Source organism: Streptomyces sp. NPDC006925 (assembly GCF_042869575.1).
Classification (GTDB): domain Bacteria; phylum Actinomycetota; class Actinomycetes; order Streptomycetales; family Streptomycetaceae; genus Streptomyces.
The window spans coordinates 104,732-127,580 of record NZ_JBIAGB010000014.1 but is presented as its reverse complement, the minus strand read 5'-3'; the positions used below and the strand labels follow the sequence as shown (position 1 = coordinate 127,580).

The 22,849-nt window shown below is 70.9% G+C and carries 18 protein-coding genes; 16 read left to right on the top strand and 2 right to left on the bottom strand.

The annotated features are described in order from the left end of the window. Positions 1-761: 761 nt before the first annotated feature. Positions 762-1,565 carry a C40 family peptidase gene (locus ACFYNS_RS20095; RefSeq protein WP_360293706.1) on the bottom strand — a complete coding sequence of 268 codons (804 nt, stop codon included), beginning with the start codon at positions 1,563-1,565 and terminating at the stop codon, positions 762-764. Between the two features lie 753 nt (positions 1,566-2,318). On the opposite strand from ACFYNS_RS20095, the gene ACFYNS_RS20090 reads away from it, so the two are divergent. The 16 genes from ACFYNS_RS20090 (at position 2,319) to recQ (ending at position 21,342) form a co-directional block, all read left to right on the top strand. Then, complete coding sequence (locus tag ACFYNS_RS20090; RefSeq protein WP_075003489.1) at positions 2,319-2,678, top strand: NADH-quinone oxidoreductase subunit A; 360 nt, start codon at positions 2,319-2,321, stop codon at positions 2,676-2,678. A gap of 16 nt (positions 2,679-2,694) precedes the next feature. Then, entirely contained in the window at positions 2,695-3,249 is a 555-nt protein-coding gene (locus tag ACFYNS_RS20085; RefSeq protein WP_026004232.1) for an NADH-quinone oxidoreductase subunit B family protein, read from the top strand. A gap of 174 nt (positions 3,250-3,423) precedes the next feature. Continuing rightward, positions 3,424-4,173 (top strand): NADH-quinone oxidoreductase subunit C, encoded by a 750-nt coding sequence (locus tag ACFYNS_RS20080; RefSeq protein ID WP_360293703.1) that lies wholly within the window; start codon positions 3,424-3,426, stop codon positions 4,171-4,173. Beyond that, a complete protein-coding gene (locus ACFYNS_RS20075) occupies positions 4,174-5,505 on the top strand; it encodes an NADH-quinone oxidoreductase subunit D (RefSeq protein ID WP_388604250.1) in 1,332 nt (443 codons plus the stop codon). A gap of 11 nt (positions 5,506-5,516) precedes the next feature. After that, positions 5,517-6,236 (top strand): NADH-quinone oxidoreductase subunit NuoE, encoded by a 720-nt coding sequence (gene nuoE / locus ACFYNS_RS20070; protein ID WP_388604302.1) that lies wholly within the window; start codon positions 5,517-5,519, stop codon positions 6,234-6,236. Between the two features lie 5 nt (positions 6,237-6,241). Beyond that, a complete protein-coding gene (nuoF, locus tag ACFYNS_RS20065) occupies positions 6,242-7,630 on the top strand; it encodes an NADH-quinone oxidoreductase subunit NuoF (RefSeq protein WP_360293737.1) in 1,389 nt (462 codons plus the stop codon). Continuing rightward, positions 7,627-10,140, top strand: a complete 2,514-nt coding sequence (locus tag ACFYNS_RS20060; protein WP_388604248.1) for an NADH-quinone oxidoreductase subunit G — start codon at positions 7,627-7,629, stop codon at positions 10,138-10,140. Before nuoF ends, ACFYNS_RS20060 begins: the two co-directional genes overlap by 4 nt. Then, positions 10,137-11,561: an NADH-quinone oxidoreductase subunit NuoH gene (gene nuoH / locus ACFYNS_RS20055; protein ID WP_388604246.1), complete on the top strand. Its 1,425-nt coding sequence runs from the start codon at positions 10,137-10,139 to the stop codon at positions 11,559-11,561. Before ACFYNS_RS20060 ends, nuoH begins: the two co-directional genes overlap by 4 nt. Positions 11,562-11,598: 37 nt before the next feature. Continuing rightward, the gene (gene nuoI, locus ACFYNS_RS20050; protein ID WP_388604299.1) at positions 11,599-12,225 is read left to right on the top strand and encodes an NADH-quinone oxidoreductase subunit NuoI; all 627 of its coding nucleotides are present in this window, start codon (positions 11,599-11,601) and stop codon (positions 12,223-12,225) included. Further along, entirely contained in the window at positions 12,222-13,154 is a 933-nt protein-coding gene (locus ACFYNS_RS20045) for an NADH-quinone oxidoreductase subunit J (RefSeq protein WP_360293687.1), read from the top strand. Before nuoI ends, ACFYNS_RS20045 begins: the two co-directional genes overlap by 4 nt. Further along, on the top strand, positions 13,151-13,450 hold the full coding sequence (gene nuoK, locus ACFYNS_RS20040) for an NADH-quinone oxidoreductase subunit NuoK (protein WP_019354175.1): 300 nt from the start codon (positions 13,151-13,153) through the stop codon (positions 13,448-13,450). The genes ACFYNS_RS20045 and nuoK overlap by 4 nt, the downstream gene beginning before the upstream one ends. A 13-nt stretch (positions 13,451-13,463) precedes the next feature. Further along, positions 13,464-15,359 carry an NADH-quinone oxidoreductase subunit L gene (gene nuoL / locus ACFYNS_RS20035; RefSeq protein ID WP_360293684.1) on the top strand — a complete coding sequence of 632 codons (1,896 nt, stop codon included), beginning with the start codon at positions 13,464-13,466 and terminating at the stop codon, positions 15,357-15,359. A gap of 3 nt (positions 15,360-15,362) precedes the next feature. After that, entirely contained in the window at positions 15,363-17,021 is a 1,659-nt protein-coding gene (locus ACFYNS_RS20030; protein ID WP_360293681.1) for an NADH-quinone oxidoreductase subunit M, read from the top strand. A 5-nt stretch (positions 17,022-17,026) separates the two neighbouring features. Further along, on the top strand, positions 17,027-18,706 hold the full coding sequence (gene nuoN / locus ACFYNS_RS20025) for an NADH-quinone oxidoreductase subunit NuoN (protein WP_360293734.1): 1,680 nt from the start codon (positions 17,027-17,029) through the stop codon (positions 18,704-18,706). Between the two features lie 171 nt (positions 18,707-18,877). Continuing rightward, positions 18,878-19,261, top strand: coding sequence for a cupin domain-containing protein (locus ACFYNS_RS20020; protein ID WP_026004235.1), 384 nt, complete (start codon positions 18,878-18,880; stop codon positions 19,259-19,261). A gap of 176 nt (positions 19,262-19,437) precedes the next feature. Then, entirely contained in the window at positions 19,438-21,342 is a 1,905-nt protein-coding gene (gene recQ / locus ACFYNS_RS20015; protein WP_388604243.1) for a DNA helicase RecQ, read from the top strand. Positions 21,343-21,500: 158 nt separating this feature from the next. On the opposite strand, the gene fahA is transcribed toward recQ, so the two are convergent. Then, positions 21,501-22,715: a fumarylacetoacetase gene (gene fahA / locus ACFYNS_RS20010; RefSeq protein WP_388604241.1), complete on the bottom strand. Its 1,215-nt coding sequence runs from the start codon at positions 22,713-22,715 to the stop codon at positions 21,501-21,503. Between the last annotated feature and the right edge of the window lie 134 nt (positions 22,716-22,849).

The window sequence follows — 22,849 nt, the reverse complement described above, 5'->3', positions numbered from 1 at the left end:
CCAGGGATCGTCCGGCACCACGCGCCCCGCAATCCCCACAGCGCGGCTAACCGGCTGCCTGTCAGCCCCAGTGAGACGACCTCCAAGGGGAGAACGTTGCGTCCCCTGCGTCGCCCAGGCTCCGAAATCCCTGGCGAGCTGCCAGGACAGAGGTGACGCAGACCGGCAGCGGCTGCGTCATCGTGTGCCATCCGCGTCACCTCATGACGCAGCCGATGACACACCGGGGACGCACGCGGATCCCTGCGTCACCCCACACCGCAGTCAGCCGCGTGAATGACGCAGATGACGCGGTGACGCAGAAGTCCGCACCTGGGACACACAGCCCACCCTGGGCGGAGGAGGCACACCCTCCTGCCTCTCGGAGTGCGCGTGCTCCACGAGTTAGTTGTGCTCGCCGTATTCGCGCACGGAGTGACGCTGCTGTGGGCACGAGCACCGGGCTCTGTGCCGCGGATGTGGAGTGCGGAAGCGGCGGGTGTGGCCGCGGGGCTGATACCGCCTGTGGTGACCAGGGCCGGACAGGCGGATTCGGTGGTGGAGCGAGACTCCGGGCGTGAACACATGACACGTGCTGAGCCCTGTACGGCGGGTTCCCACTGCGGGCCCCTTCGCGCCGGAGGTGCGCGCCCGGCGGCGTCCCGACTGCCGGTCCGCGGGGGGAGCGGTCGCCCTCGGGAACCGGCGCACGAAGAAGCGCCCCACCGAAACGGTGGAGCCCTCCTTCCTGCCGGCTTCGGCGCACCGGGCCGCGCCTGGTGTTACAGCACGCGGACGGCGCCCGTGGGCTGGTCGTAGCTCAGGGGGCGCTCCACGATGCCGGTGGAGGAGTTCTGGGCGCCGATGAACTTGCCGCCGCCCACGTAGACGGCCACGTGGTAGGCGCTGCCGGCGCCGCCCCAGTAGAGCAGGTCGCCCGGCTGGAGGTTGTCCAGCGAGACGGGGGTGCCCGCGGTGGACTGCGGCTGCGAGGTACGCGGCAGGTTGACGCCGACCTGCTTGTAGGCCGCCTGGGTCAGGCCCGAGCAGTCGTATGCGGAGGGGCCGGTGGCGCCCATGACGTAGGACTTGCCGACCTGGGCGCGCAGGAAGCTCAGGAGGGTGGCCACGTTGCCGCCCTGCGGCGCGGCGGCGTTGGTGGTGAGGGAGGAGCGCTCCGTGGAGCGGGAGGCGCGCTCCTTGGCCTCGGCCGCCGCCTTGCGGGCGGCTTCGGCCTTCTTCTTGGCCTCGGCCTTGCGCTTCGCCTCGGCCTCGGCCTTCTTCTTGGTCTCCTTGGCCTCCTGCTTGGCCTCGGCGGCCGCGTCCTGCTGGGCCTGCTGGAGGCTGTACTGCTGCGCGGAGTGGTGCAGGGACTCCGCCGCGAGGGTGTTGGAGTCGGCCGTGGAGAGGGTGGGCATCTCCACCGTGTCGGCCGGTGCGTTCTTGTCGGCCGCCAGGGCCGGTGCCGCCGCCGCGGTCAGGGCGATGGTGCCCATGACGCCACCCGTCATACCCGCACGCAGCGCCGTGTTCATCTTGCTGGAGCGGGGCTTCCGGTGGCTGGGAATCTGAGCTTTCGGGGACATGAGGGAATGCCTAGCAGGCCGGAAACCCTCGCCTCAACAATCGTGCGATGCGACACAGTCGCCGCTCGAGCGGCGACTTGAACCCTGCGGACGCCTTCGGAGGGGTTTCCCGGACGTGATCATTGCCCAACTACGGGGCCGTGACCACGTTGTTGTCCGCATTGCCGGAATTCCCGCGGCGTGGACCACGGCGAAAAGGCCCGCGCAAAGAAGTCAGCGGCTGACGGGAACGCGCGTGGCGCAGCTCACATTCCCGACCGGAGGGTGAAACCAACTCTTGGTGCAAATGGGATGTTGGGTGCCTATCGCCCATCCTGTTCGGTCACGGGCGGGACTCGGCCGGGTCGCGCGTGGGTCTCACCGCTTGTGCCGGGCTTCACGAGTGCACGATCACCAGTGGTTCGCGCATAGCAGGTGAAACCGTCCAGCGCGAATTTGCCTCTGCAGTCAAGTGCTTGGTACAGCGACCCGCCTCCGACGGCTGTGAGCACGCTCGAATGTCACCTCAGGTGATCATCCATGGGCTTTGCGTATGAAGATTGACGCCGATCCGATCGGATGATCGGGCGTCAGGTGGTGGAGATCACAAACCAGTTGGCGGCACCCGTGTCGCAGATCACAGAGGGGCGGGCTTAAGATGCCTGCGAACAGGGCTTGTGAACTGCCTCACATAGGAGCGATCTTCGTGGGGGTGCACAGCGGCCCAGCGGTCTGCCGGCAGTCAGAGTCGACGCCTGGAAGGAGACGGGAGCGGTGAACGTCTACACACCAATCCTCGTACTGGGAGCGATCGCGGCCGCGTTCACGGTGTTCTCCGTGGTCGCGGCGTCGATCGTCGGCCCCAAGCGCTACAACCGGGCAAAGCTGGAGGCGTACGAGTGCGGCATCGAGCCGACGCCGCAGCCGGCCGGAGGCGGCCGCTTCCCGGTGAAGTACTACCTGACGGCGATGCTCTTCATCATCTTCGACATCGAAATCGTCTTCCTCTACCCGTGGGCCGTGCATTTCGACTCACTCGGGATGTTCGGGCTCGTCGAAATGCTGGTCTTCGTCGCCCTCATCGGTATCGCGTACGCCTATGACTGGCGGCGCGGCGGCCTGGAATGGGACTAGGGGCAGGAGATAAGCAATGGGACTTGAAGAGAAACTGCCGAGCGGTTTTCTGCTCACCACGGTCGAGAAGATGGCCGGGGCGGCACGTAAATCATCCATGTTCCCGGCGACGTTCGGGCTCGCCTGCTGCGCCATCGAGATGATGACGACCGGCGCCGGACGCTACGACCTCGCCCGGTTCGGCATGGAGGTCTTCCGCGGCTCGCCGCGCCAGGCCGACCTGATGATCGTGGCGGGCCGGGTCAGCCAGAAGATGGCACCGGTGCTGCGCCAGGTCTACGACCAGATGCCGAACCCCAAATGGGTCATCTCCATGGGGGTGTGCGCCTCGTCCGGCGGAATGTTCAACAACTACGCCATCGTGCAGGGCGTCGACCACATCGTGCCCGTCGACATCTATCTGCCCGGCTGCCCACCGCGCCCCGAAATGCTGCTCGATTCCATTCTCAAGCTGCACGAGAAGATCCTGCACTCGAAGCTCGGCGTCAACCAGCAGGAAGCGGCCCGCGAGGCCGAGGAGGCGGCGCTGAAGGCGGTACCGACGATCGAGATGAAGGGGCTGCTCCGGTGAGCGACGCACAGGCGGCTGCCGGGCCGCAGGCGAGGACGAGGCGGGAAGTGTGCCGCCTGGGCGGAGAAGCGAGCGGGGTGGCGGCGTGAGCGACGCACAGGCGGCTGCCGGGCCGCAGGCGAGGACGGGGCGGGAAGTGTGCCGCCTGGGCGGAGAAGCGAGCGGGGGGCGGGCATGAGCGAGGAGAAGCGTCCCAAGGCGCCCTTCGAGAACGATCCGGCCCAGCGCGCCGAGGAGTCGCTGCCCGTCCCGCCGGGGGACACCGGCGAGGTCATCGCGGTGCGCCGCGGGATGTTCGGCGCCCGCAACGGCGGGGACACCTCCGGCTACGGCGGACTGGTGCGCACCGTGCGGCTGCCCGGCGGCAGCTCCCGGCCCTACGGCGGCTGGTTCGACGAGGTCGCCGACGAGCTGGAGGGTGCACTGGAGGAGCAGGGGCTGGACCCGGAGCAGGTCATCGAGCGGACGGTGGTGGACCGTGGCGAGCTGACCTTCCACGTCGCCCGCGCCTACCTGTCGCGTACGGCCCGCATCCTGCGGGACGACCCGGCGCTCCGCTTCGAGCTGTGCACCGGCGTCAGCGGCGTCCACTACCCGGACGACGCGGGGCGCGAACTGCACGCCGTCTACCACCTGCGCTCGATCACCCACAACCGGCTGATCCGCATGGAGGTCACCGCGCCGGACGCGGATCCGCACATCCCCTCGACCGTCGACATCTATCCGACGAACGACTGGCACGAGCGCGAGACCTACGACTTCTTCGGTCTGATCTTCGACGGTCATCCGGCGCTGACCCGGATCCTGATGCCGGACGACTGGCAGGGCTTCCCGCAGCGCAAGGACTATCCGCTCGGCGGTATCCCCGTCGAGTACAAGGGCGCCCAGATTCCCGCTCCTGACCAGCGGAGGTCGTACAGCTAAATGTCCTCTACAACCCACGCACCCGCAGGCATTCGGGAGACCACCGAAGGCACCGTCTACGACGTCACCGGAGGGGACTGGGACGAGCTGGCCGCGTACGCCGCCAAGAGCGACGACGAGCGGATCATCGTCAACATGGGTCCCCAGCACCCGTCCACGCACGGGGTGCTCCGGCTGATCCTGGAGATCGACGGCGAGACGGTCACCGAGGCCCGCTGCGGCATCGGCTACCTGCACACCGGCATCGAGAAGAACCTCGAGTACCGGACCTGGACGCAGGGCACCACGTTCGTCACGCGCATGGACTATCTGACGCCGTTCTTCAACGAGACGGCGTACTGCCTGGGCGTGGAACGGCTGCTGGGCATCGAGGACGAGGTGCCCGACCGTGCCAACGTCATCCGGGTGCTGCTGATGGAGCTCAACCGGCTCTCCTCGCACCTGGTCGCCATCGCCACCGGCGGCATGGAGCTGGGCGCGACCACGGTCATGATCTTCGGGTTCCGGGACCGGGAGCTGGTCCTGGACCTGTACGAGCTGATCACCGGGTTGCGGATGAATCACGCCTACATCCGCCCCGGCGGGCTCTCCCAGGACATCCCGCCCGGGACCGTGGACGCGCTGCGCGAGTTCCTCAAGAAGATGCGCAAGAACCTGCCGGAGTACGACGCGCTCGCCACCGGCAACCCGGTCTTCAAGGCCCGGCTGAAGGACATCGGCTACCTCGACCTGGCCGGCTGCATGGCGCTCGGCGCCACCGGCCCGATCCTGCGCTCCGCCGGGCTGCCGCACGACCTGCGCAAGGCGCAGCCCTACTGCGGCTACGAGACCTACGACTTCGAGGTCCCGACCGTCGACACCTGCGACTCCTACGGGAGGTTCCTGCTGCGGCTGGAGGAGATGCGCCAGTCGCTGCGGATCATCGAGCAGTGCGTGGACCGGCTGGAGCCGGGCCCGGTCATGGTCGCCGACAAGAAGATCGCCTGGCCCGCGCAGCTCGCCCTCGGCCCCGACGGGCTGGGCAACTCGCTCGACCACATCAAGAACATCATGGGCACCTCGATGGAGGCGCTGATCCACCACTTCAAGCTGGTGACCGAGGGCTTCCGGGTGCCGCCGGGCGAGACGTACGCGGCCGTCGAGTCGCCCAAGGGGGAGCTGGGCGTGCACGTCGTCAGCGACGGCGGCACCCGCCCCTACCGGGTGCACTTCCGCGACCCCTCCTTCACCAATCTGCAGTCCATGGCGGCGATGTGCGAGGGCGGCCAGGTGGCCGACGTCATCGTCGCCGTCGCGTCCCTCGACCCCGTGATGGGAGGCGTCGACCGGTGACCAGCATCGAGATGGGCATCCCCGAGATGCCCGCGCCCGACTACCCCGCCGAGGTACGCGAGCGGCTGGAGGCGGACGCGCGCGAGATCGTCGCCCGCTACCCGGACAGCCGCTCCGCGCTGCTGCCGCTGCTGCATCTGGTGCAGTCCGAGGAGGGGCATGTCACCCGCACCGGACAGCGCTTCTGCGCCGAGGTGCTGGAGCTGACCACGGCCGAGGTCAACGCGGTCGCCACCTTCTACTCCATGTACCGGCGCAAGGCGTCCGGCGACTACCAGGTCGGGGTGTGCACCAACACCCTGTGCGCGGTCATGGGCGGCGACGCCATCCACGCCGCGCTGCGCGAACACCTGGGGGTGGGCGAGGGGGAGACCACCGAGGACGGCAAGGTCACGCTGGAGCACATCGAGTGCAACGCGGCCTGCGACTTCGCCCCGGTCGTGATGGTCAACTGGGAGTTCTTCGACAACCAGACCCCCGACAGCGCCCGCGCCCTCGTCGACGACCTGCGCGCCGGCCACGAGGTCACCCCCACCCGCGGTGCCCCGCTGTGCACCTTCAAGCAGACCGCGCGGGTGCTGGCCGGCTTCCCCGACGAGCGGCCCGGCGCGGTGGAGGCGTCCGGCAGCGCGGGTTCCGCCTCGCTGGCCGGGCTGCGGCTGGCCACGGGCGAGAGCACCCCGGGCGTCGTCGCCCCCCGCGAGGCGGCATCCGACGAGGAGGGGAAGTGACGGCAGTGACTCACGACGGCGGCCAGGACGGGGCCTCCCCCCAGCCGGGCGGCGGCGCGGCCGATCCGCAGAAGCTGCTCACCCCGGTGCTGTCCGCGCACTGGGACGAGTCGGACTCCTACACGCTGGCCGGCTACCGGCGGCACGGCGGCTACCGGGCGCTGCCCAAGGCGCTGGCCATGGACCCCGACGACCTGATCGCCTACGTCAAGGACGCGGGCCTGCGCGGCCGCGGCGGCGCAGGCTTCCCGACCGGGATGAAGTGGCAGTTCATCCCGCAGGGCGACGGCAAGCCGCACTACCTCGTCGTCAACGCCGACGAATCCGAGCCGGGCACCTGCAAGGACATCCCGCTGCTGTTCGCCAACCCGCACTCGCTGATCGAGGGCATCGTGATCGCCTGCCACGCGATCCGCTCCCACCACGCCTTCATCTATCTGCGGGGCGAGGTCGTGCCCGTGCTGCGCCGGCTGCACCTGGCCGTGCGGGAGGCGCGCGAGGCGGGCTACCTCGGCCCGGACGCGCTGGGCCCGGGCAAGGACCTGGAGCTCACCGTGCACGCGGGAGCCGGCGCCTACATCTGCGGTGAGGAGACCGCGCTCCTCGACTCGCTCGAAGGCCGCCGCGGCCAGCCCCGGCTGCGTCCCCCCTTCCCGGCCGTCGCCGGTCTGTACGCCTGCCCCACCGTGGTGAACAACGTCGAATCCATCGCCTCGGTTCCCGCACTCGTGGACCGAGGCAAGGACTGGTTCCGCTCGTTCGGCAGCGAGAAGTCCCCCGGCTTCACCCTCTACTCGCTCAGCGGGCATGTCGCCCGCCCCGGCCAGTACGAGGCGCCGCTGGGCATCACCCTGCGCCAGCTGCTGGACATGAGCGGCGGCATGCGGCCCGGGCACCGGCTGAAGTTCTGGACCCCCGGCGGCTCCTCCACCCCGATGCTCACCGACGAGCACCTGGACGTGCCCCTCGACTACGAGGGCGTCGGCGGCGCCGGTTCCATGCTCGGCACCAAGGCGCTCCAGTGCTTCGACGAGACCACCTGCGTGGTGCGGGCCGTCACCCGCTGGACCGAGTTCTACGCGCACGAGTCCTGCGGCAAGTGCACCCCCTGCCGGGAGGGCACCTACTGGCTCGTCCAGCTGCTCCGCGACATCGAGGCGGGCAAGGCGGGCCGGGCCGACCTGGACAAGATCGCCGACATCGCCGACAACATCAACGGCAAGTCCTTCTGCGCCCTCGGCGACGGAGCGGCCTCCCCGATCTTCTCCTCGCTGCAGTACTTCCGCGACGAGTACGAAGCCCACCTCGCGGGCCGCGGCTGCCCCTTCGACCCCGAGAAGTCCACCGTGTGGGGCGACGACCCCAGCTCCGCTCACCTGGAGGTGAACGCGTGACCGTCACCACTCCTGCTGCCTCCGGAGGGGGAGGGGAGGTCGCCCCGCCGCCCGAAGACCTCGTGTCGCTGACCATCGACGGCGCCCAGATCTCCGTCCCCAAGGGCACCCTGGTGATCCGCGCCGCCGAGCAGCTCGGCATCGAGATCCCCCGCTTCTGCGACCACCCGCTGCTCGACCCCGCCGGAGCCTGCCGGCAGTGCATCGTGGAGGTGGAGGGCCAGCGCAAGCCGATGGCGTCCTGCACCATCCAGTGCACCGACGGCATGGTCGTCCGGACGCACCTCACCTCCGAGGTGGCGAGCAAGGCCCAGCACGGGGTGATGGAGCTGCTGCTCATCAACCACCCGCTGGACTGCCCCGTCTGCGACAAGGGCGGCGAGTGCCCGCTGCAGAACCAGGCGATGTCACACGGCCAGGCCGACTCCCGGTTCGAGGGGCGCAAGCGCACCTTCGCCAAGCCCGTCGCCGTCTCCACCCAGGTGCTGCTGGACCGCGAGCGCTGCGTGCTGTGCGCGCGCTGCACCCGCTTCTCCAACCAGGTCGCGGGCGACCCGATGATCGAGCTGCTGGAGCGCGGCGCCCTGCAGCAGGTCGGCACCGGCGAGGACGAGCCCTTCCAGTCCTACTTCTCCGGGAACACCATCCAGATCTGCCCGGTCGGCGCGCTCACCTCGGCCGCCTACCGGTTCCGCTCCCGCCCCTTCGACCTGGTCTCCTCGCCCGGGGTCTGCGAGCACTGCGCGGGTGGCTGCGCCGTCCGGCACGACCACCGGCGCGGCAAGGTCATGCGGCGGCTGGCCGAGAACGACCCGGAGGTCAACGAGGAGTGGCTGTGCGACAAGGGCCGCTTCGCGTTCCGCTACGCGCAGCGCCCCGACCGGCTGCACACCCCGCTGGTGCGCGGCGCCGACGGGGAACTGGCCCCCGCGAGCTGGCCGGAGGCGCTGGCGGCCGCGGCCCGCGGGCTGGCCGGGGCCCGGGGCCGGGCCGGGGTGCTGACCGGCGGCCGGGTCACCGTCGAGGACGCCTACGCCTACGCGAAGTTCGCCCGGGTGGCGCTGCGCACCAACGACATCGACTTCCGCGCCCGGCCGCACTCGGCCGAGGAAGCCGCCTTCCTCGCCGCCCAGGTGGCGGGCCGCGGCCGGGATCTGGACGGCACCGGGGTCAGCTACACGGCGCTGGAGGCCGCGCCCGCGGTCCTGCTGGCCGGACTCGAGGCGGAGGAGGAGGCGCCCGGCGTCTTCCTGCGGCTGCGCAAAGCCTGGCGCAAGCACGGGCAGCGCACCTTCGCGCTGGCGAGCCACGCCACCCGCGGACTGGAGAAGGCGGGCGGCACCCTGCTGCCCGCCGCGCCCGGCACCGAGACCGAGTGGCTGGACGCGCTCGCGGGCGGCGTCGGGCTGGACGAGGAGGGCGCCGCGGCGGCCGAGGCGCTGCGCGGCGAGGGTTCGCTGATCCTGGTCGGGGAGCGGCTGGCCACCGTGCCGGGCGCTCTCACCGCCGCCGTCCGCACCGCGGCCGCCACCAACGCCACGCTGGTGTGGGTGCCGCGCCGGGCGGGTGAGCGGGGCGCGGTCGAGGCGGGCTGCCTGCCGGGGCTGCTGCCCGGGGCCCGGCCGGTCGAGAGCGAGGAGGCGCGTGCGGAGGTCGCCCGCGCCTGGGGGGTCGCCGAGCTGCCCGCGCAGCCGGGCCGCGACACCGCGCAGATCGTCGAGGCCGCCGCCGAGGGCGAGCTGTCCGCGCTGGTCGTCGGCGGGGTCGGGGTCGAGGATCTGCCCGACCCGGTCCGGGCCCGGCAGGCGCTGGAGGCCGTGGACTTCCTGGTCAGCCTGGAGCTGCGGCCCGGTGCGGTGACCGAGCTGGCCGATGTGGTGCTGCCGGTGTCGGCGGTGGCGGAGAAGTCCGGCACCTTCCTCAACTGGGAGGGCAGGCTGCGGCTGTTCGAGGCGGCGCTCAAGCCCGACCAGATGACCCGCCGGCACGCACAGCCTGACGCCCGGGTGCTGCACATGCTCGCGGACGCGCTCGACGTGCACCTCGGACTGCCGGACGTGCGCACGGTGCGCGGCGAACTCGACCGGCTCGGACACCGCTCCGGCGGTGCGGGCACTGCCGGAGCGGCCCCCGCGACGCGCAGCGTGCCGCAGCCGCGCACCGGCGAGGCGGTGCTCTCCGGGCACCGGCTGCTGCTCGACCAGGGTCGGCTGCAGGAGGGCGACGAGGCGCTGGCCGGTACCCGGCACGCGGCGCTCGCCCGGCTGTCCGCGGCGACCGCCGAGGAGGTCGGCGTCCGGGACGGCGACCTGCTGTCGGTCAGCGGTCCGCGCGGTGCGGTGCGGCTGCCGGTCCAGGTGACCGGGATGCCCGACCGGGTCGTGTGGCTGCCGCTCAACTCGGTCGGCTCCGGTGTCCCGGCCGACACCGGGGCGCTCCCCGGTGACGTGGTGCGGATCGCTCCGGCCGACGCCGCCGAGCGGGAGAACACGCAGGAGGTGGGCGCATGAGCGCCGCGACGCTGAGTCCGCAGGATCCGTTCGCCGGAATGCCGCGGCTGGCCGCCGAGGACCTGTCGATGTTCGGCACGGACCCGTTCTGGCTGGTCGCCCTGAAGGCCGTCTTCTGCTTCGCGTTCCTGATGCTGACGGTGCTGATCTCCATCGTCTTCGAGCGGAAGATCGTCGGCTGGATGCAGTTGCGCGTCGGCCCCAACCGGCACGGCCCCTGGGGCATGCTCCAGTCGCTCGCCGACGGCGTGAAACTGATGCTCAAGGAAGACATCATCGTCAAGGGCAGCGACAAGCTGGTCTATCTGCTGGCACCGGTGATCGGTGCCGTGCCGGCCTTCCTGGCGATCGGGGTCATCCCGTTCGGGCCCGCGGACAACGAGATCTCGATCTTCGGCCACCGTACGCCGATGCAGCTCACCGATATGCCGGTGGCCGTCCTGTTCATCCTGGCGACCGCCTCCATCGCCTCCTACGGCGTGGTGCTGGCGGGCTGGTCGTCCGGCTCGACGTATCCGCTGCTGGGCGGGGTCCGGGCCACGGCCCAGATCATCAGCTACGAGATCGCGATGGGGCTCAGCTTCGCCGCGGTCTTCCTCTACTCCGGTTCGATGTCCACCTCGACGATCGTCGGCGAGCAGGCGAACGGCTGGTTCGCCTATCTGCTGCCGGTCTCCTTCCTGATCTACCTGGTCTCGATGGTGGGTGAGGCGCACCGGGCGCCCTTCGACATGCCGGAGTCCGAGGGCGACCTGGTCGCGGGCTTCCAGACCGAGTACAGCTCGATCAAGTTCGCGATGTTCATGCTGACCGAGTACATCCACGTGGTGACGGTCTCCGCGCTCGCGGTCACCCTCTTCCTGGGCGGCTGGCGCGCCCCGGCGCCGATCTCCACCTGGTGGGCGGGCGCCAACCACGGCTGGTGGCCGATCCTGTGGTTCACCGCCAAGCTCATGGTGCTGATCTTCGTCTTCATCTGGATCCGCGGCACGCTGCCCCGGGTGCGCTACGACCAGTTCATGAAGCTCGGCTGGAAGGTGCTGATCCCGGTCGCAGTGGTGTGGCTGATGCTCGTGGCCACCGTCCGCGCCATGCGCAACGAGGGCTGGGACTACAGCGAGGTCGTCTACTGGGTCGCGGGGACCGCCCTGGCGCTGCTGCTGATCACCTTCGTCGTGGACTTCTTCCGCGGCGGCGCGGAGGAGGAGCAGGACGAGGCGGCCGTCCCCGACAAGCCGTTCGACCCGATGGCGGGCGGCTATCCCGTACCACCGCTGCCGGGGCAGACGCTGCCGCCGGTGCCGCGGCGCCCCTCGCGTGCCGAACGCGGCCGGGAGCCGGAGCCGGTCGGAGCCCAGACGGGCGGGACGACCACCGCTACTGACGCAACCACCGAGAGCAAGGGGGCTGACGGTGCCTGAGAACCCCGTGGCCGGCTTCGGCGTGACCTTCACGGACATGTTCAAGAAGCGGCTGACCGAGCAGTACCCCGAGTACAAGAAGCCCACGGCGCCCCGCTTCCACGGCCGCCACCAGCTCAACCGGCATCCGGACGGGCTGGAGAAGTGCGTCGGCTGCGAGCTGTGCGCCTGGGCCTGCCCCGCCGACGCGATCTACGTCGAGGGGGCCGACAACACCGAGGAGGAGCGCTACTCGCCCGGCGAGCGCTACGGCCGCGTCTACCAGATCAACTATCTGCGCTGCATCCTGTGCGGTCTGTGCGTCGAGGCGTGCCCCACCCGGGCGCTGACCATGACGAACGAGTACGAACTGGCCGACGACAGCCGCGAGTCCCTCATCTACACCAAGGAGGAGCTGCTCGCCGGCCTGGAGGACGGCATGGTCGACTCGCCGCACGCGATCCACCCCGGCACCACGGAGAAGGACTACTACCGCGGACTGGTCACCGAGGCGGCGCCCGGGACGGTGCGGCAGACCGTCACCGACACCGGGGTGCCGCAGGAGTCCGCCGACACCTTCGGGGCCGACGAACCGGCCGCCGCGGGGGACGCCACCTTCGACGCGGCGCCGCACGGCGAGATGACCGGGGGCACCGTGACCGCCAGCGGGGAGGGTGAACGATGACCCCGCTCGCGGCCACCGCCGCCACCTCCACCGGCGAGGCCGTCCAGTTCTGGGTGCTGGGCACGGTCGCCCTGCTGGGCGGGCTCGGCACCGTGCTGCTGCGCCGGGCCGTGCACAGCGCGCTCTGCCTGGCCGGCACCATGATCATCCTGGCGCTGTTCTACCTGGCCAACGGCGCCTACTTCCTCGGCGTCGTACAGATCGTCGTCTACACCGGCGCGGTCATGATGCTGTTCCTGTTCGTCCTGATGCTCGTCGGGGTCAGCGCAGCCGACTCCCTCAAGGAGACCCTCAAGGGCCAGCGCTGGATGGCGGCCCTCTGTGGCCTGGGGCTCGGCACGCTGCTGATCACCGGGATCGGGCAGGTCTCGGTCGGCGGCTTCAACGGCCTGGCGGCGGCGAACGCGCAGGGCAACGTCCCGGCGCTGGCCTCGCTGCTGTTCACCAAGTACGTCGTCGCCTTCGAGGTCGTCGGGGCGCTGCTGACCGTCGCCGCGGTCGGCGCCACGCTGCTCACCCACCGGGAGCGGGTGGAGAAGAGCAAGTCCCAGCGCGAGCAGGCGATCGAGCGGGTGCGCGGCGGCACGCAACTGCCGCCGCTGCCCGCGCCCGGCGTCTACGCCCGGCACAACGCGGTCGACCGCCCGGCGCTGCTGCCCGACGGCTCGCCCGCCGAGCTGAGCGTCAGCCCCACCCTGCGCAGCCGCGGTCAGATCCGCGAGGTCAGCTCCGAGCAGCTGGCCCGGCTCGCCGCCATCGAGCAGCGCACCGCCGAGTACCAGGGCCGCCCCACCTACCCCGGCCCCAAGGACCCGGGCGAACGCGCCCTGGAACGGGAGACGGCGGGCGAGGAGGAGGCCGCACGGAACGGGCAGCCGTCCGAGCCGGAGGACGCGGCCGGGACCGAGCGCGAGGAGGCCGCCAAGTGAGCCCGATCAACTACGTCTATCTCGCGGCGCTGCTGTTCACCATCGGCGCCGCCGGAGTTCTCATCCGGCGCAACGCCATCGTGGTGTTCATGTGCATCGAGCTGATGCTGAACGCCGCCAACCTCACGCTGGTCGCCTTCTCCCGGATGCACGGCAACCTCGACGGCCAGATCATGGCGTTCTTCGTCATGGTCGTCGCCGCCGCCGAGGTCGTGGTCGGGCTGGCGATCATCGTCATGCTCTACCGCGCCCGCCACTCGGCCTCGGTCGACGATGCCAGCCTCATGAAGCTTTAAGGGGTACGAACCAGTGGAGTCAATGATCGGACTGCTCGTCGGGGTGCCCCTGCTCGGCGCCGCCGTGCTGCTGTGCGGCGGGCGGCGCCTGGACCGCGGAGGGCACTGGCTGGGCACACTGCTGGCCGCCGCGTCCTTCGCGATCGGCGCGGCGCTGTTCCTCTCCATGCTGGGGAAGGGCGCCGAGGACCGGGCCATGCACAGCAAGCTGTTCTCCTGGGTGCCGGTGGAGGGCTTCCAGGCCGATGTGGCCTTCCAGCTCGACCAGTTGTCGATGACGTTCGTCCTGCTGATCACCGGCGTGGGCACGCTCATCCACATCTACTCGGTCGGCTACATGGAGCACGACCCGGGGCGGCGGCGCTTCTTCGGCTACCTCAACCTGTTCCTGGCGGCGATGCTGCTGCTCGTGCTGGCCGACAACTTCCTGCTGCTGTACGTCGGCTGGGAGGGTGTGGGGCTCGCCTCGTATCTGCTGATCGGGTTCTGGCAGCACAAGCCGAGCGCGGCCACCGCGGCGAAGAAGGCGTTCCTGGTCAACCGGGTCGGTGACGCCGGGCTGGCCGTCGCGATCTTCCTGATGTTCACCACCTTCGGCAGCTTCGCCTTCGCGCCGGTCCTCTCCTCCACCGGGGAGGCGGGCGAGGGCACGCTCACCGCGATCGGGCTGACGCTGCTGCTGGCGGCCTGCGGCAAGTCCGCGCAGGTGCCGCTCCAGTCCTGGCTGGGCGACGCGATGGAGGGCCCGACCCCGGTCTCCGCGCTCATCCACGCCGCGACGATGGTGACCGCCGGCGTCTACCTGATCACCCGGTCCGGTGCCATCTTCAACGCCGCCCCGGACGCGCAACTGGTGGTGGTCGTCGTCGGCGGCGTCACGCTGCTCTTCGGTGCGATCGTCGGTTGCGCCAAGGACGACATCAAGAAGGCGCTGGCCGGCTCGACCATGTCGCAGATCGGCTACATGATCCTGGCCGCCGGGCTGGGGCCGATCGGCTACGCGTTCGCCATCATGCACCTGGTCACCCACGGCTTCTTCAAGGCCGGGCTCTTCCTGGGGGCCGGTTCGGTGATGCACGGCATGAACGACGAGGTCGACATGCGGCGCTACGGCGGACTGCGCACGCACATGCCGGTCACCTTCGTGACGTTCGGGCTGGGCTATCTGGCCATCATCGGCTTCCCGGGCCTGTCCGGGTTCTTCTCCAAGGACCAGATCATCGAGGCCGCGTTCGGCAAGGGCGGCACCGAGGGCTGGATCCTGGGCGCGGTCACCCTGCTGGGCGCGGCGCTCACCGCGTACTACATGACGCGCGTGATGCTGATGACCTTCTTCGGCGAGAAGCGCTGGCAGCCGGACGCCGAGGGCCGCGAGCCGCACCCGCACGAGTCCCCGAAGATCATGACGATCCCGATGATCGTGCTGGCCTTCGGCTCCGTCTTCGCGGGCGGTCTCTTCAAGGCGGGCGACGCGTTCGTGGACTGGCTGGAGCCGGTGACGGCGTTCGAGCACGGGCACTCCCCGGTCTCGGCCACCGCGGTGACGGCCTCGACGATCGTCTCGCTCGTCCTGGGCGTGGGCGTGGCCTGGTTCCAGTACGGGCGCAAGCCGGTCCCCGCCCTCGCCCCGCGCGGCAGCCTGCTCACTCGCGCGGCCCGCCGGGACCTGCTGCAGGACGACTTCAACCATGTGGTGCTGGTCAGCGGCGGTACGCATCTGACCCGCAGCCTGGTCTACGTCGACAACAAGGTCGTCGACGGCGCCGTCAACGGCACGGCCGCCGGCTTCGGCGGTCTCTCCGGACGGCTGCGGCGGCTCCAGAACGGGTTCGCCCGCTCCTACGCGGTCTCGATGTTCGGCGGCGCGGCTGTGCTGATCGCCGCGACCCTGCTGATGAGGGCGGTCTGAGTTATGTCATTTCCCCTGCTGACGGTCACGGCAGCGCTGCCCGCCGTCGGGGCCGTCGCCACGGCGGCCGTTCCGGCGGCCCGGCGCACCGCCGCCAAGTGGCTGGCGCTGGCCGTCTCGCTGGCCACGCTGGTGCTCTCGGGCGTGGTGCTGGCCCGCTTCGACCCGGACGGCGCCCGCTACCAACTGACCGAGTCGCACGCCTGGATCTCCGACTTCGGGGTCCGCTACGAACTGGGCGTCGACGGGATCGGCGCCGCGCTGATGGCGCTGACGGCGCTGCTGGTGCCGTTCGTCATCGGCGCCGGCTGGCACGACGCCGACCAGGTCGAGGAGCGGGAGAACAGCCGCTGGCGGCCCACCCAGGGCTTCTTCGCGCTGATCCTCGCCGTCGAGGCGATGGTGCTGGTCTCGTTCGCGGCCACCGACGTCTTCCTCTTCTACATCTTCTTCGAAGCGATGCTCATCCCGATGTACTTCCTCATCGGCGGCTTCGGGGACCGGGCGCACGCGGCCGGTGAGGAGGAGGGCGCCAAGCAGCGCTCGTACGCGGCGGTGAAGTTCCTGCTCTACAACCTGGCGGGCGGGCTGGTGATGCTGGCCGCCGTCATCGGGCTGTTCGTCGTCAGCGCGGACAGCCTGGGCGAGGGCACCTTCTCGCTGCCGGAGCTGCTGAAGGCGCGGGCCAGTGGCGATCTGACGATCTCGACGACGACCGAGCGGCTGCTGTTCCTCGGCTTCTTCGCCGCGTTCGCCGTCAAGGCCCCGCTGTGGCCGCTGCACACCTGGCTGCCGAACGCGATGGGCGAGGCCACGGCACCGGTCGCGGTGCTCATCACCGCCGTCGTCGACAAGGTCGGCACCTTCGCTATGCTCCGCTTCTGCCTGGGCCTGTTCCCGAACGCCAGCGAGTGGGCCACCCCCGTGGTGCTCGGCCTGGCGCTGGTGAGCGTGCTGTACGGGGCGCTGCTCGCGGTCGGACAGCGGGACATGAAGCGGCTGATCGCCTACGCCTCCATCTCGCACTTCGGCTTCATCATCCTGGGCGTCTTCGCGATGACCAGCCAGGGCCAGGGCGGCGCCACGCTCTACATGGTCTTCCACGGCATCTCGACGGCCGCGCTGATGCTGGTCGCCGGGTTCCTCATCTCGCGCCGCGGCTCGCGCCTGATCGCGGACTACGGCGGAGTGCAGAAAGTCGCCCCGGTGCTGGCGGGCACCTTCCTGGTGGGCGGGCTGGCGACGCTCTCGCTGCCCGGTCTGGCGCCCTTCGTCAGCGAGTTCCTGGTGCTGGTGGGCACCTTCAGCCGCTACCCGGTGGCCGGGATCATCGCCACCGCGGGCATCGTCCTGGCCGCGCTGTACGTGCTGGTGCTCTACCAGCGCACCATGACCGGCCCGGTGCGCAAACCCGAGATCGAGAAGATGCCGGACCTGAAGGTGCGGGAGCTGGCCGTGGTGGCGCCGCTGGTCGGACTGCTGCTCTTCCTCGGTGTCTTCCCCAAGCCGCTCACCGAGATCGTCAACCCCGCGGTGGAGCACACCCTCTCGGATGTACAGAAGAAGGACCCCGAGCCGCAGCATCCCGTGGCCGACCACACTGATCCCTCGGCGTGGTTCGACTACAAGCCGGCCGGACACGGCGGAGGTGACCACGAGTGATCGGTATGACAGACGCGGCGTCGGCGGGCGGTGCGTCCGCGGCGTCCGATGTCCCCAGCCTGTGGACGGTCGCGGCGGGCGCGGGCGACACGCTGCAGGCCCCGAGCATCGAGTACGGCAAGCTCTCCCCGGTGCTGATCGTTCTGGGCGCGGCCGCCCTCGGCGTCCTGATCGACGCGTTCGCGCCGCGCCGGGGCCGCTACAGCGCCCAGTTGTTCGTCGCGCTGGCCGGACTGGCCGCCGCGTTCGCCGCCGTCATCGGGCTGGCGGCGAGCGGCGCGGCCACCACGAAGGCGCAGATCGCCGGGATGGGCGCGCTGGCCGTCGACGGCCCTGCGCTCTTCCTCCAGGGCACGCTGCTCCTGGTGGGGATCGTGGGCGTCTTCACCTTCGCCGAGCGCAAGCTGGAGCCGGCCGCGCACGGCAGCCGGGTGGACTCCTTCGCGGCGCAGCCCGCCTCGGTGCCCGGCGGCGAGGGGGAGCAGCAGGCGGTCAAGGCGGGCTGGACGACCACCGAGGTCTTCCCGCTGCTGATGTTCGCGGTCGGCGGCATGCTGCTGTTCCCGGCGGCGAACGATCTGCTGACCCTCTTCATTGCGCTGGAGGTCTTCTCCCTCCCGCTCTACCTGCTGTGCGCGCTGGCCCGCCGCAGGCGGCTGCTGTCCCAGGAGGCGGCGGTCAAGTACTTCCTGCTGGGTGCGTTCTCCTCGGCGTTCCTGCTGTTCGGCACCGCGCTGCTGTACGGGTACGCGGGCACCGTCAACTACTCCTCCCTCGCCCGTGTGGTGGCCGGGACCGACGCGGTCAGCGACCCCGTGCTGGCGGACACCACGGGCAACGACGCGCTGCTGCTGATCGGCAGTGCGCTGGTGGTGATGGGCCTGCTGTTCAAGGTCGGTGCCGTTCCCTTCCACATGTGGACCCCGGACGTGTATCAGGGCGCGCCGACGCCGGTGACCGGGTTCATGGCGGCGGCCACCAAGGTGGCGGCGTTCGGCGCGCTGCTGCGGCTGCTGTACGTGGTGCTGCCGGGGCTGCGCTGGGACTGGCGTCCGGTGATGTGGGGCGTGGCGATCCTGACGATGCTCGGCGGTGCCGTGGTCGCCATCACCCAGACGGACATCAAGCGGCTGCTGGCCTACTCCTCGATCGCGCACGCGGGCTTCCTGCTGGCGGGTGTCATCGCCACCTCGGAGGACGGCATCTCCTCGGTGCTGTTCTACCTGGCCGCCTACTCCTTCGTGACGCTGGGCGCCTTCGCGGTGGTCACGCTGGTGCGGGACGCGGGCGGCGAGGCGACGCACCTGTCCAAGTGGGCGGGGCTGGGGCGGCGTTCGCCGCTGCTGGCTGCGGTCTTCGCGGTCTTCCTGCTGGCGTTCGCGGGTATTCCGCTCACCTCCGGTTTCGCGGGGAAGTTCGCGGTGTTCAAGGCGGCGGCCGAGGGCGGCGCGGGTGCGCTGGTGGTGGTCGGTGTGATCGCCTCGGCCATCGCGGCCTTCTTCTATCTGCGGGTCATCGTGCTGATGTTCTTCAGCGAGCCGCGGGCCGACGGGCCGAGTGTGGCGGTGCCGAGTGTCATGACGACCTCGGCGATCGCGCTCGGTGTCGTGGTCACGGTCGTGCTGGGGGTGGCACCGCAGTACTTCCTGGATCTGGCGGGGCAGGCGGGGGTGTTCGTGCGGTGAGCGGAGGAGCGACCGCGCGGCGGCCCCGTACGGTTCGCCGTTCCATGTCGTAGCACCGGTCGTACGAGCCGACCGGGGAGATGCCGCCAGAGACCCGCGACCGGGCCTCTGGCGGCTTCTTGTGAGGTTGTCGGTGACAACAAGCGCGCTGAAACGGTAGGAATTCCAGTCATGGGTTGTGTGATTCTCCGCCGGGAGAACGGCGGTTACGAGGGGAAGCAGGGCGGCGTCTTCACCGAGGGGGTGTCAGCCGAGTCGGTGGGGGCCAAGGGGCTGTGTCTGCACGTCCTGCACATCCCGGCCAACTCCCGCGGGGAGCCCCATCTGCACGCGGGCCACGAGTCGGCCATATACGTCGTCAGCGGTGCGCATGAGATCTGGCACGGGGAGGACCTCTCGCACCGGGACACCCTCCACCCGGGCGACATGGTCTACGTGCCCGCGAACATGCCGCACATGCCGGTCACCGGCGAGGAGCCGGTGACCGTGGTGGTGGCCCGCACCGATCCCCGCGAGCAGGAGTCGGTGCATCTGCTCTCGCCGCGCGATCCCTGAGGGACGCTCTTCAGGGGGTGCCCCGCGCGGTCCGGGCTGCCGGGGCGGTGCGGGGTGCCGCGGGCGCCGGACGGTGACTGAATTGGCAGGCGCACGACAAAGGTCGGTGGTCTCCGGCAGCGGCTCTCCCCAGGAGCGGGCACCGGATGTCAGCCGTCCGGCTTATCGTGGCGGGCATGCTTCAGGAGAGTGCCGAGAGGCCGGGTGGGACGTCCGAGACGGCGGCGCTGCGGGTGCTGCGCAAGGTCTTCGGCTACGACGCCTTCCGCGGACAGCAGGAAGCCGTCATCGACCACGTCGTCGCGGGCGGCGACGCGGTGGTGCTGATGCCGACCGGTGGCGGCAAATCCCTGTGCTACCAGATCCCCGCCCTGGTCAGACGGGGTACGGGAGTGGTGATCTCGCCGCTCATCGCCCTGATGCAGGACCAGGTGGACGCGCTGAAGGCGCTGGGCGTCCGTGCCGGGTTCCTCAACTCCACGCTCGACCTCGACCAGCGCCGGGTGGTGGAGGCCGAGTTCCTGGCGGGCGAGCTCGACCTGCTCTACCTCGCCCCCGAGCGGCTGCGGCTGGAGACCACGACGGCGCTGCTGGAGCGCGCCGAGGTGTCCGTCTTCGCGATCGACGAAGCACACTGCGTCGCCCAATGGGGTCACGATTTCCGGCCCGACTATCTGAACCTGTCGATGCTCGGCGAGCGCTGGCCCGACGTGCCGCGCATCGCGCTGACCGCCACCGCCACCCGCGCCACCCACCAGGAGATCGTCCAGCGGCTCGGGCTCCCGGCGGCGCGCGACTTCGTCGCCAGCTTCGACCGGCCCAACATCCAGTACCGCGTCGTGCCCAAGCGCGACCCCAGGAAACAGCTGCTGCGCTTCCTCAAGGAGGAGCACGAGGGCGACGCGGGCATCGTCTACTGCCTGTCGCGGAACGCGGTCGAGCGCACCGCCGAGTTCCTGTGCGCCAACGGCGTCGAGGCGGTGCCCTACCACGCGGGACTGGACGGGGGCACCCGCGCCGCGCACCAGGCCCGCTTCCTGCGCGAGGACGGGCTGGTCGTGGTGGCCACGATCGCCTTCGGGATGGGGATCGACAAGCCCGATGTGCGGTTCGTCGCACACCTGGATCTGCCCAAGTCGGTCGAGGGCTACTACCAGGAGACGGGCCGGGCCGGGCGCGACGGGCTGCCCTCGCACGCCTGGCTCGCCTACGGCCTCCAGGACGTCGTCCAGCAGCGCAAGCTGATCGAGAACGGTGAGGGCGATCCGGCCTTCCAGCGCCGGGCGCGGACGCATCTGGACGCGATGCTCTCGCTGTGCGAGACGGTCCGCTGCCGGCGCGGTCAGCTCCTCGCGTACTTCGGCCAGGAGCCGGCCGAGGGCGCCGCCGAGCTGTCCTGCGGCAACTGCGACACCTGCCTGTCCCCGCCCGAGTCGTGGGACGGCACGGTGCCCGCGCAGAAGGTGCTCTCCACCGTCGTCCGGCTCAAGCGGGAGCGCGGCCAGAAGTTCGGCTCCGGCCAGCTCGTGGACATCCTGCTGGGCCGCAGGACGGCCAAGGTCATCCAGTTCGACCACGACGGGCTGTCGGTCTTCGGCATCGGCACCGAGCTGGCCGAGGGCGAATGGCGCAGCGTCATCCGGCAGTTGATCGCCCAGGGGCTGCTGGAGATCGAGGGTGAGCACGGCACGGTGGTGCTCACCGACGCGAGCGCCACCGTGCTGCGCGCCGAGCGGGAGGTGCGGATGCGCAAGGACCCGGCTCCGGCCCGGTCCCGCACGGCCGGGTCCGCCGGGAGCCGGTCGGGCGGCGGCTCCTCGGGCAAGGCGGCGGTGGCCGCCGAGCTGCCCGAGGAGGCCGTACCGCTGTTCGAGGCCCTCCGCGGCTGGCGGGCCGAGCAGGCGCGGGAGCAGGGCGTCCCCGCCTACGTCGTCTTCCACGACGCGACCCTGCGCGAGATCGCGGTGCGGCGTCCCGGAACCCTGGGCGAACTCGGCGAGATCACCGGTGTCGGGGAGAAGAAGCTGGCGACGTACGGGGAAGGGGTGCTGGCGGCGCTGGCCGGCGGACCTCCGGAGTGAGGGCATGCGCAGCCGGGGGGGGGGGGGGGGGGGGGGGGGGGGGGGGGGGGGGCCGCGGGGGGCGGGCGGCGCCGCGCGCGGGGGGGCGGCCGCGCCCCGCCCCGCCGCGCCCCCGCCCCCCCCCCCCCCCCCCCCCCCCCCCCCCCCAGCCGGGTGGCTCAGCCGGCCTCGGCGGCGGGTTCCACCCGCCCGCTGACCTCGCCCAGGCCGACGCGGGTGCCCTCCGGGCCGGGGGCCCAGGCGGTGAGCACCACCTCGTCGCCGTCCTCCAGGAAGGCCCGCTTCCCGTCGGGCAGCTCCAGCGGCTCGCGCCCACCCCAGGTCAGCTCCAGCAGGGAGCCGCGCTGCGCGGGCTCCGGGCCGCTCACGGTGCCGGACGCGTAGAGGTCGCCGGTCCGCAGGGAGGCCCCGTTCACCGTCATGTGCGCGAGCTGCTGCGCCGCGGTCCAGTACATGGTGGAGAACGGCGGCTCGGCGATCACGTGGCCGTTGAGCCGCACGGTGATCCGCAGATCGAATCCGCCCGGCTCGATCCCGTCGGCCCCGTCGTCCAGGTAGGGCAGCAGCGGGGCGTCGCGCCGCGGGGGTGTCACCCGTGCGGCGTCCAGCGCGTCCAGCGGGGTGATCCAGGGCGAGACGGAGGTGGCGAACGACTTGCCCAGGAAGGGGCCCAGCGGTACGTACTCCCAGGCCTGCAGGTCACGTGCGGACCAGTCGTTCAGCAGCGTCACACCGAACACGTGGTCGCGGAATCCCGCCATCCCCACCGGGGTGCCCAGCGGGCTCGGGGTGCCGACGACGAAGCCGACCTCCGCCTCGATGTCCAGCCGCCGCGAGGGGCCGAAGACGGGGAGCGGCTCGTTCGGGGGCTTGCGCTGGCCCTGCGGGCGCACCACGGGCGTCCCGGAGACGACGACCGTCCCGGCGCGTCCGTGGTAACCGATGGGCAGGTGCTTCCAGTTGGGGGTGAGGGCGTCGCCGTCCGGGCGGAAGATCCGGCCGACGTTGGTGGCGTGGTGTTCGCTGGCGTAGAAGTCGACGTAGTCGGCGACCTCGAACGGCAGGTGGAGCCGCACCTCGGAGAGCGGCAGCAGATGGCGGGCCGCGGTCTCGCGGTGCGCGTCCTCGGTCAGCCACGCGCGGAGCTGCGCCCGCACCTCCTGCCAACCGGGCCGGCCCAGCGCCAGCAGCGGGTTGAGCGAGGGCGCTCGCAGCACCTCGGCGTGGGCGGAGCCGAACGCGGCGGCCGCGGCGCCCAGGTCGAGCACGTCGTCGCCGAACCGGACGCCGATCCGGCGGTGGCCGGGCCGGTCCGGGGTGCTGAAGAGGCCGTACGGAAGGTTGTCCGGGCCGAAAAGGGCACTGTCACTCATGGGGGTCAGGCTATGTGCCCGGTGCCTGCCCTGGCCCTACCCGTTTCCGCGAAAGATCGGCCCGATCGCGCCGCGGCGTCCCGCGCGGAACGCGTCTGATGCGGGACGTGCCCCTGATCCGGTATATACCGGCA